The organism is Colwellia sp. (genome assembly GCF_013215345.1).
Taxonomy (GTDB): Bacteria; Pseudomonadota; Gammaproteobacteria; order Enterobacterales; family Alteromonadaceae; genus Colwellia.
Genome location: NZ_JABSOV010000092.1, coordinates 6,211 through 15,324 on the forward strand (window position 1 = coordinate 6,211; position 9,114 = coordinate 15,324).

Below are 9,114 nucleotides of genomic sequence, written 5' to 3' on the forward strand. Positions count from 1 at the left end.
GGCGCGTAGCTCAGCTGGATAGAGTACCTGGCTACGAACCAGGCGGTCGCAGGTTCGACTCCTGCCGCGCCCACCACATTGAAAACCCCACCTAATTGGTGGGGTTTTTTTTCGTTCTAAGCTTAGAGGCTGATGTTGCTTAATATAAAGCACACGCTTTATTTTTTAGAATGAATAGAGTTGATAGCTGGTAATAAGGTGTTTTTAGAGTTTCTTATTATTTGCAATTATTGGAGAGGTGGCCGAGTGGCCGAAGGCGCTCCCCTGCTAAGGGAGTATCTGGTTTGTAGCCGGATCGAGGGTTCGAATCCCTCCCTCTCCGCCATTATTTTTCTTATGAGAAATTATGGTTGTGTAGAACGAAAGTTCACTATCTTTAGACTAAGATATAAAAAATAGTTTATCTTGGGCGCGTAGCTCAGCTGGATAGAGTACCTGGCTACGAACCAGGCGGTCGCAGGTTCGACTCCTGCCGCGCCCACCACTTTTCTACTTCACGTAGATGTAAAAAACCTAGCTTTTGCTAGGTTTTTTTATGCCTGAAATAACCTGCGCATCCTTTTCATACAGTAAGCGCGTAGCTCAGCTGGATAGATTTATTTTAAATAGAAAGTTGGCGACGAAACTGCATCCTGTTCTTTATTGCGTTAAGTGTTCGCAGGTTAGATTCCTGCCGCGCTCATCACTCTTGTACTTCACGTAGATATAAATAAACCTAGCTTCTACTATGTTTTTTTATACTTGAAGTAAGCTGGGTAGCCTTTCACGCTGTGAACGTAGCTCAGCTGGATAGGCTTACCTATATGAACGTTGGCTACTATGGGTCACCGTACAGTCGCAGGTTTCTCTTGTAGGTAGATGTCTGCCGCGACCACCATATCGAAAGCCCCACTTTACAGGTGGGGCTTTTTTCGTTTCTAATCAGGTAGAAATGTATCAGTGGTACTTGGCTGAACAGTTTGCTTTATTCGTGGGCCTTCTATGAGGCTCATCATTAGGATGAACACCGTTTGGTGCTAAAACTAAGCGTTTGTTATTTAATTTGTGTTGTTTTTTGTCCGCATTTTTTGTACTAACTACCAATACTTTCGTATATATATTCCATAATATGGGTGGTACGTCCAGTTGTGTATATTGTATATTATATTGTTTTATCTTTTGCTGAATGCCTATATTCATGGTTTTGATAATGTATACAATATTACAAGTATGCAAAGCACTCCGTATATTTCTGTATTTTTCTGTATATGTGGTGAATATTTGCCCTTTAAGGGCTTGACGGTGAGTTATTTTTATGAAATTGAATAAAATTGTTTGCAATGTAGCTATTGGAGTGATTATTCTAATTATAAGATATTTGAATGAGAATAAATAATGGACAATATGCAGCAGCAGTTTATTGAAGCTGGCACCCTAATGTTAGCCGGAATGGTATTTGTATTTGTATTTTTAAGTATGTTAATTATATTTATTAATACAGTACTGGCAAAACTGGCAATAAAATTTCCGGATCCTATTGTCGCATCGTCTTCTCGCGCTAATAAAAAGAGCAAGAGCCACAGTAAACCTCATGGTGATTTTTCACCAGCAGTTGTTGCTGCAATTAGCGGAGCGGTCAAACGCTATCGTAGCCAACATGGCCAAGATAAATAATCTTGATAGAAATTGAAACTCTTCTTCACCATTATAATTAAAAATTAGATTAAAGGGCATAAACATGAGTAAGCCATTAGGTATCACCGAAGTAGTCTTAAGAGATGGGCATCAGTCAATTTTAGCCACCAGGCTTCGCTTAGCCGATATGCTACCTATTGCTGCGACACTTGATGAGGTTGGCTATTGGTCAATTGAGTCGTGGGGCGGAGCAACCTTTGATTCGTGTATTCGTTATTTAGGTGAAGATCCTTGGGAACGAATTCGTGCCCTTAAAAAAGCGATGCCTAAAACCAAACAGCAAATGTTATTTCGCGGTCAAAATATTCTAGGTTATCGCCATTATGCTGATGATGTAGTTGAAAAATTTGTAGAACGTGCTCATATCAATGGTATTGATGTGTTTCGTATTTTTGATGCCATGAATGATGTTCGTAACTTGCAAACATCTATTAAAGCCGCAGTTAAAGTCGGCGCGCATGCCCAAGGTACGCTAAGTTACACCGAGAGCCCAGTACATAGCTTGGACGGTTGGTTAACGATGGCGAAAAAAATCGAAGACATGGGTGCTCATTCTTTATGTATTAAAGATATGTCAGGGTTATTGAAACCTTATGATGCAGCTGAGTTGATTGGTAAGTTAAAAGAGACGGTTGCTCTACCTATTGCTTTGCATTGTCATGCTACCACAGGTTTAAGTCTTGCCACGCAAATGAAGGCTATCGACAGTGATATTGATGTTATTGATACCTCTATTTCTTCAATGAGCATGACTTATGGTCACTCTCCAACAGAAACCATTGCTGCTATTGTTGAAGGTGGTCCTCGCGCTACTGGCCTTAATGTTGAAAAAATGGCAGAAGTTGCCGCATATTTTCGTGATGTAAGAGAAAAATATGCTGAATTTGAAGGTAGCTTAAAAGGTGTTGATGCCCGAATTTTAACAGCGCAAGTTCCTGGTGGCATGTTAACTAACATGGAAAACCAGTTAAAAGAGCAAGGCGCGGCGGATAAATTTGATGAAGTATTAATTGAAATACCCAAGGTACGTAAAGACCTAGGTTATATCCCTCTAGTTACTCCTACGTCACAGATTGTTGGTACACAAGCGGTACTTAATATCTTAACCGGTGAGCGTTATAAATCGATAACAAAAGAAACTGCTGGGGTGTTAAAAGGTGAATATGGTGCAACAGCTGCGCCAGTTGACTTGGAATTACAAGCAAGAGTATTGGACGGTAAAGAAGTTATCACTTGTCGTCCTGCTGATTTACTTGACCCTGAAGTTGATAAATTATCAGAAGAGCTACAAATTCTAGCGAAAGAGAAAGGCATTAGCTTAGCTGATGAGATTATTGATGATGTATTAACCTATGCATTGTTTCCGCAAATAGGCTTGAAATTCTTAGAAAATCGCAATAATCCTGCGGCATTTGAACCTATCCCAACCAAAGCGAGTACTAAGGCAAAAACTGTCGCAGACAATACTAGTGCAGGTGCAACTGAAAATTATGCCGTGAGTGTTGATGGTAAGGTTTATGATGTAATCGTTGCGCCTGGAGGCTCTATTGATTCGATAACCCTTCCTGCCGGTGATGATGCGATGAAACAATCAGCGTCTATCTCTGCAGAAGAAACGCTAAATGCGCCATTAGCAGGTAACATCTTCAAGGTTTTGGTAAGGGAAGGTGATCATGTGGAAGCGGACGATGTCGTTATCATTATGGAAGCTATGAAGATGGAAACTGAAATTCGCGCGGTTACGGCTGGCGAAATTGTATCGATATTTACCAAAGAGGGCGACTCTGTTGCCGTTGGTGATGCCTTGCTTAGCTTTTCATAGGAGATAGCATGGATTCATTAATCAAATTATGGCTTTCAACGGGCTTAGCTAACTTTGAGTTAGGTCAAGTTGTTATGATGTTAGTGGGCTGCGGCCTGCTTTATTTGGCAATTGCTCGAAACTTTGAACCATTATTATTATTACCAATGGGCTTTGGTGCTATTTTAACCAATATCCCATTATCAGGCTTTTCAGAAGTCGGTGGTTTATTGCATTATATCTATTACGCAGGTATTGATACGGGAATTTTTCCACTCATTATCTTTATGGGCGTTGGTGCTATGACGGACTTTGGTGCCCTTATCGCTAATCCTAAAACATTGCTTTTAGGCGCAGCAGCGCAGTTCGGTATTTTTGCTACCTTGTTTGGCGCTATCGCCTTAAACTATGTCCCAGGTATAGAGTTTACCCTTAAAGATGCTTCAGCTATTGCTATTATTGGTGGCGCAGATGGTCCTACCGCAATATTTCTTGCTTCAAAATTAGCACCCGATTTATTAGGCGCAATCGCAGTGGCAGCTTATTCTTATATGGCTTTGGTACCTATTATCCAACCGCCAATCATGAGAGCATTAACCACGTTAGATGAACGTAAAATTGAAATGGCGCAACTGAGATCAGTCACTAAAATAGAAAAAATTATTTTTCCATTAGGTGTCTTGTTAATGACTATTTTCTTTTTACCGGCAGCAACACCCTTGGTCGGTATGTTTTGTTTAGGAAACTTAATGCGAGAGTCGGGTGTGGTTGATCGCTTAAGTTCCACCGCGCAAAATGAGCTTATTAATATTACCACTATATTTTTAGGTCTAGGTGTTGGTTCCAAGTTAAGTGCTGAAGCGTTCTTGAATGTCGAAACCTTAGGTATATTAGGGTTGGGCGCTGTTGCTTTCTCAATTGGTACAGCTTCCGGTGTCATAATGGCTAAGACTATGAATAAGTTCTCTAAAATCCCTATTAATCCACTTATTGGCGCTGCCGGTGTTTCCGCTGTCCCTATGGCTGCGAGGGTAGCTAATAAGGTTGGTTTAGAAGCAAATCCGCATAACTTCTTACTAATGCATGCTATGGGGCCCAATGTTGCTGGTGTGCTTGGCTCAGCTGTCGCAGCAGGCGTTCTGTTGGCTCTAGTGGGCGGTTAAGTAGAGAAAGTAATAGAATAAGTGATACTTAGTAAAAAAACCGAGCAAAGCTCGGTTTTTTATTTTTATAATGCAGATAATTAACCCTTCTATGATAGCTAGTATTCCAATAGTCTTAGCTGTTTGGCTAACTAATAATAATTAGCGACTAGTATCTTGCTAGTCATCGTCATAAAATACCGCTACTTACAATTTACGGATAATATAAGTTAGCCATGAAACTTCCCCTCATTATGCTTAGCGCATTAATTGCACTTACTGCCTGTACAAGTTCGAGCACTGGTCGCAAACAAGTGATGCTATTTTCAGATAGCGAGCTTGATAAAATGGGCGCCGCTTCCTTCGAAGAGATGAAAACGAAAACCCCAATTAGTACAGATAAAGCGACCAACGACTTTGTCCAGTGTGTGGCTAAGGCTATCACCAAAAATGTGCCTAAATCAGTCCATAAAGGTAACTGGGAAGTGGTTATTTTTGATTCAGCGCAAGTCAATGCTTTTGCCTTGCCGGGCGGGAAAATTGGTGTTTATACCGGTATTTTAAAGGTCACTGAAAACCAAGATCAGTTAGCTGCCATTATTGGTCATGAGGTTGGTCATGTCATTGAGCACCATTCTAATGAGCGCTTATCAGCTAATAAGCTGCAAAATATGGGCATGGCTGCAGCAACGCTAGCAGTAGGTATGACTGATGTCGAAAATAAAGGCTTATGGATGGCAGGACTAGGTGTAGGGCTACAATATGGGGTAATTATGCCTTATGGGCGTGCTCATGAGAGTGAAGCCGATATTGTCGGTCAAGATCTGATGGCCCGTTCGGGTTTTGAACCTAGTGCCAGTATTAAGCTTTGGCAAAATATGGCGAAGCTAAGTGACGGTTCTCAGCCTGAGTTTATGTCAACTCACCCATCAAACCAAACACGTATCAAGCAATTAACCGAACATTTACCTGTGTCGCTGACGTTTTACCAAGCAAGTAAAAAGCCTAACTGTATAAAACCAAGCACCACCCCTATAGCAAAGTCTTAATTGAAATATAGAATCAATTAGGGAGGGAATTATTTCTAATAAAAACGTAAATGCCATAAGTACGCAAGGTACTTATGGCTTGCAATAGAGATTATCTTGCAATAAATAGAGAATTAACCTCTAGCTCTGTTAAGGCTCGATGATAAACTCTTGCTTTATCTACCGCTTGCCCAGCTTTAGGTGTACAAACATTGGCTTCATCACAAATAGCTTCTGTTTGACCGCCAAGTTTAAAAGGTGAACCGCCACCATAACCGGTAAAGTTCATTGCTGCCATAATTGGCCCGTTACCTTGTGGTAAGGTTCCTTGTGTTACAAAAGCTTGCCCATCTAAATAGCCTTTTAGTGTGCCAAGTTCACGGTCGACCACTATCGCTGCATGATGCCAACTACCATCAATAATTGCAGAATTTTCACTAATTACTACCGTATTATTGGCCATTAATCGGTCACGGTAGCTTACTTGCATGACGAGGTTGTTACCTTCTGAGCGGATCTCCCAGCCTCCATAAGCCATGTTTTTTGGACCACTGGATGATTTACCCATTAATAACTTGTTACTTGCCATATCGGAGTATTGAAACCAGATACTAGCAGTGAAGCTATTATGTCCAGGATCTAAGCGGTGGGGTAGCAGCTTATGACCTAAAGCGTCCTTAGCTGAATCTTTAGAAGCAATCATAGGAATTGCCAGGCCTTCTCCTTCTATACCACCAACGATATAATTTGATAATTCCTTACCGTATGCGTAAAGATGATTTCCTTGACCACTTAGATCTGGGGTGAATTCACCTGAAGCACTTTCCATGTCCCAAGCACCAGCAAGGTGATCATTTATTGTCGTCAGAACTTGAATTTGCACAGGTCCAACGGTTTTGTATGTGCCATCTGTAACTGTATAAGTAAATTGATCAGTACCAATAAAGTCTACCTGAGGCGTATATTGCAGGGTGTCACCATTACGAGTAACTGTGCCTCCTTCCGCTGTAATAGCATCAAAAGTATCGATGCTGATGGTATCTCCATTGGCATCATAGTCATTAGCAAGGGGGGTTATATCAGCGGTAGCGTTGCTGAAAACCGTCGCGTAATCTTTAAATGCTGCAGGTAACATTGGCGCAAGCACAGCTTTAGCCGGACGAAACTTACTGCCTTTTTGCAGACGTGCGGTAGTCTTTCTTGCCTGCATATTTCCGAGTTGAGTACCTGGGGTTTGCATTTGATTGGCGTTATCTGCCTGTTCTCCATGACCAAGCCCCATATTATGACCAACTTCATGAGAGAATCCCCAGTTAAGGGTGTAGTTTGCTACACAGCCGACCCAATCTCCACCGCCCCAGCAGTAACCACCGTTACGTGGATCTTGGAAGTTGATGCTGAAGTTGCTTGAGTCGATAGCACTTGGTCGCGGACCAGAGGCATCATCAGGAGTTCCAAAGACGTTAATAAGAGCTCGTCCAAGGTCCCAGCGTAGACCTGTTTTTTGCGCCCAGAGATAATCGGTTTCATTAACATGATTCTCCATCTGCGCAATAGCGTTAAGTAATTTGCCCTCTGCTCTATTGATATATTGTGTATTTTGAAAGCTAAAGGATACTCGAGCTAAGTTATTATGAAAGTCATTGCCAGGTTCAGGAATATAATAAGTGTTTTCACTCTTTTCTGGCATTTGGAAATCTAACTTTATCTCGGTAGTGGCAGACTCACTATTCCCTAACGCATCAGAATTAACCCAAGCGGATACATCTTTGGTTTGACCCCAAGCTTTACCGTCACCACGCCAGCCTGTCATATGAATGGTGCCATTATTATCTATAACTCCAGTAACCACAATAAATGGGTTATTGCTAACATAACCACGGTAAGTACGCGGCTCTGGCATAGGTACCACAGGAGCATATTGTGGCTGTCTGCGTTCATCATAGGTGAGTAGCTGGAAGTTAGGTGAACGTACGGAGTGTTTATTAAGTTCAATATGTTGCGCCTCTCCATTAATCTCAAGTGTAAAAGATAATGTATTAGGTAGAGCTTCGCCGGCAACTTTACTTGGATCTATCGTGACGGTTTTAATCTTAAAGGCAGATGACGACCATCGGCTTTCAATGACACCTACGGCTTCGATACGGACAAAGTATTCTTGCCCTGGCTCTATATTATTAAGCGTTAGTGTGTGTAGACCTGCTCCAAGTGTGTACAACTCGCTGACATATTGCCATTCAGTTGCATTTGTTCCGCCATCCCGAAGTCCGTAATAAATACGAATAGGAAAATCTGCAGCCTGCTCTAGGATCTCAAGTTCTAACTGTAAACTGCTACCATCATTTTTAAAGTCTGTCTGCATGCCATTATTAAGCTTTGGCATTACGGGTACTAAGGCACTATAAGGTAATAAATTATCACTTGTTATTAATGATTTTTCTGTCATATCAGGGGTTTGCCAAGCAACTGAGAGGTGATCTCCGCCACCGCCTTCTTTATGCAGAGCTTCAATATAGTATAGTTGTCCTGCATGTAGTTCTATATCTTGCTTAATGGTATTGTTATCCCGCCAGTTTCTAATACTGGTATAACCGTTAACTCGTGCAAGCACTTCAGTTTTTTCTGGATCCATATCAGCACTAAGATGAAGCTGACTGCTGTCATCTGAGGCAATCCAAAAGTTGTAACTGCCGCTAACAGGAGCAATTAAAAAACCACGTATACGTTGTGCATAGTTACTACCTATATTGGGTGATGTTTCAAAATGAGTAATGCTATTTTGAGTGTTAGGTGCGGTATCTAGGTTGATGTTACTAATGGATGAACCGCCAATACCGGTCCAAATCTCTCTGGCAAGACCTTGTTTGCTGAGTGTAGCTGAATTTATTTCGATAACCTTTAACTCAGCCGTGACACTTTTTACACTATTAGTAGCAGTGATCGTCAGATTATGAATTGTTGGTTGTATAGTATTAGACTCAGTAGGTAAGGTTTTTGCTAGAGTTACTTCACCCTGATAATTAATAGTAAAGTACCCCTGCTCATTACCTGAGGTTATGCTGTAGCTAATTATATTATTTTGTGCGTCACTGGCTGAAACTAAACCTAATAAGTGATTTATTTCAGAGGATGTGACTAAACTAAAGTGATAGCTGGCAGCATTGAACCGAGGTAACTCAGGATCAATAGCAGGTGTAGTTACTGTAAGTACAGTAGCCCCTAGGTTACTATTACCACTAACATCTACCGCAGCAACATTGAATTGATATTCAGTTTCAGGAGATAGACCTGTGAAGGAAAATCGATTTTTATAGCTACTAGAAACTAACAGATCATTTTGATAAATGCGATATAGAACAGCTGTATCACGTTCATCCGTAGATATATGCCAATTGATATTAATACTATGTGATGTAATATCTTGTACTTGTAGATTAGTTGGTGCTGATGGGGCTATATGATCATCAAT

The 9,114-nt window shown here is 41.1% G+C and carries 5 protein-coding genes and 2 tRNA genes; 6 read left to right on the forward strand and 1 reads right to left on the reverse strand.

Translation table 11 applies throughout. The annotated features are described in order from the left end of the window. Positions 1 to 232 precede the first annotated feature (232 nt). From HRT50_RS13525 to HRT50_RS13550, 6 genes are all read left to right on the forward strand, one after another. Positions 233 to 325: transfer RNA gene (locus HRT50_RS13525), tRNA-Ser, on the forward strand. Between the two features lie 82 nt (positions 326 to 407). Then, positions 408 to 484 (forward strand) — tRNA-Arg (locus HRT50_RS13530). 890 nt (positions 485 to 1,374) lie between these two features. Further along, complete coding sequence (locus tag HRT50_RS13535) at positions 1,375 to 1,653, forward strand: OadG family protein (protein WP_291615335.1); 279 nt, start codon at positions 1,375 to 1,377, stop codon at positions 1,651 to 1,653. Positions 1,654 to 1,717: 64 nt separating this feature from the next. Continuing rightward, positions 1,718 to 3,496, forward strand: a complete 1,779-nt coding sequence (gene oadA, locus HRT50_RS13540) for a sodium-extruding oxaloacetate decarboxylase subunit alpha (protein WP_291615336.1) — start codon at positions 1,718 to 1,720, stop codon at positions 3,494 to 3,496. 8 nt (positions 3,497 to 3,504) lie between these two features. Next, positions 3,505 to 4,638, forward strand: coding sequence for a sodium ion-translocating decarboxylase subunit beta (locus tag HRT50_RS13545; protein ID WP_291615337.1), 1,134 nt, complete (start codon positions 3,505 to 3,507; stop codon positions 4,636 to 4,638). A gap of 215 nt (positions 4,639 to 4,853) precedes the next feature. After that, positions 4,854 to 5,666 (forward strand): M48 family metallopeptidase, encoded by an 813-nt coding sequence (locus tag HRT50_RS13550; RefSeq protein WP_291615339.1) that lies wholly within the window; start codon positions 4,854 to 4,856, stop codon positions 5,664 to 5,666. A 91-nt stretch (positions 5,667 to 5,757) separates the two neighbouring features. Here HRT50_RS13550 and HRT50_RS13555 read toward each other — a convergent pair. After that, positions 5,758 to 9,114, reverse strand: a 3,357-nt coding sequence (locus tag HRT50_RS13555; protein ID WP_291615341.1) for an Ig-like domain-containing protein, incomplete at its 5' end; no start/stop codon positions are given.

What these genes read in the sequence shown, in the direction of transcription:
- HRT50_RS13535 (WP_291615335.1), top strand. Translation starts at nt 1,375, where the DNA reads ATGGACAATATGCAGCAGCAGTTTATTGAAGCTGGCACCCTAATGTTA.
- oadA (WP_291615336.1), top strand. Translation starts at nt 1,718, where the DNA reads ATGAGTAAGCCATTAGGTATCACCGAAGTAGTCTTAAGAGATGGGCAT.
- HRT50_RS13545 (WP_291615337.1), top strand. Translation starts at nt 3,505, where the DNA reads ATGGATTCATTAATCAAATTATGGCTTTCAACGGGCTTAGCTAACTTT.
- HRT50_RS13550 (WP_291615339.1), top strand. Translation starts at nt 4,854, where the DNA reads ATGAAACTTCCCCTCATTATGCTTAGCGCATTAATTGCACTTACTGCC.